Below are 1,076 nucleotides of genomic sequence, written 5' to 3' on the forward strand. Positions count from 1 at the left end.
AGCGTGAACCGCAGCAACGGCGGAGCCGTGAGGTCGAAACGCCGCGCCCGGTCCTCCTCCAGCCACCCCTCGACCGCAGCCTCCTGCTCGGCCGGAGCCAGCCCCGTGAAATCGACCTCCTCCCAGGGAACATCCACCTGCCTGGGGATCACCTGAACGGGCTGCCGCAGGCCCTCGTAAGCGAACCCCGCGCGCAGGTTGGCATGCCGTTCCATCAGCGCTGACGCGGCACTCTTCAGTGCCGCGACGTCCAGACGCCCCTCCACCAGCGACGACAACTGCGTCGTGTACACGTCCAACGCCTGCTCGTCATACAAGGCGTGGAACAGCAGACCCTCCTGCAACGGAGCCAGCGGAAGAACATCGGCGACGTCCTTCCACCTCGCCTCCACCACACCGATCTCCGCCTGGCTGAGGGAGACCAGGGGCAGGTCGGAAGGCGTGAAACCACTCGCCTCGGGACCGCCCGCGGGCTGGGAGCGCGCCGCGAGGCCCTCCACCGTCTTCCGCTCGAAGACGTCCCGCGCGGAGAACACCAGGCCCGCGGCCCGAGCCCGCGCCACCAACTGGATCGACAGGATGCTGTCGCCACCCAGCTCGAAGAAGCCGTCGTCAACCGATACCGACGCCACACCGAGTACCTCGGCGAACAGACCGCACAGAATCTCCTCCTGTGGAGTGCGCGGCCCCTTGCCCTCGGCACCCGAGACGAAATCGGGGGCGGGCAGGGCGCGCCGGTCCAGCTTTCCGTTCGGCGTCAACGGCAGAGCATCCAGCGTGACGAAGGCCGACGGCACCATGTAGTCCGGCAACCGCTCCGCCACGAAGCTGCGCAGTACGGACGGGTCGCCCATGAACTCGCCGGCGGCGGGCACGACGTACGCGACGAGCCGCTTGTCGCCCGGCGTGTCCTCACGCACGACGACCGCCGTCTGGACCACCCGGGCGTGCTCCGCCAGGACCGTCTCCACCTCACCGGGTTCGACACGGAAACCCCGCACCTTCACCTGCGCATCCGCACGCCCGACGAACTCCAGGACCCCGTCCGCGGACCAGCGCACCACATCCCCGGTCCG

1 protein-coding gene is annotated in these 1,076 nt (G+C 69.2%); it reads right to left on the minus strand.

Annotated elements, in window-relative coordinates; all coding sequences use genetic code 11:
• The coding region (locus ACIBJH_RS48200) for a condensation domain-containing protein (protein ID WP_399123425.1) at window positions 1–941 on the minus strand (941 nt) is incomplete at its 3' end.
• Between the last annotated feature and the right edge of the window lie 135 nt (window positions 942–1,076).

Origin of the sequence: Streptomyces sp. NPDC050548 (genome assembly GCF_044457385.1) — a bacterium.
In the GTDB taxonomy this organism is placed as follows: Bacteria; Actinomycetota; Actinomycetes; order Streptomycetales; family Streptomycetaceae; genus Streptomyces.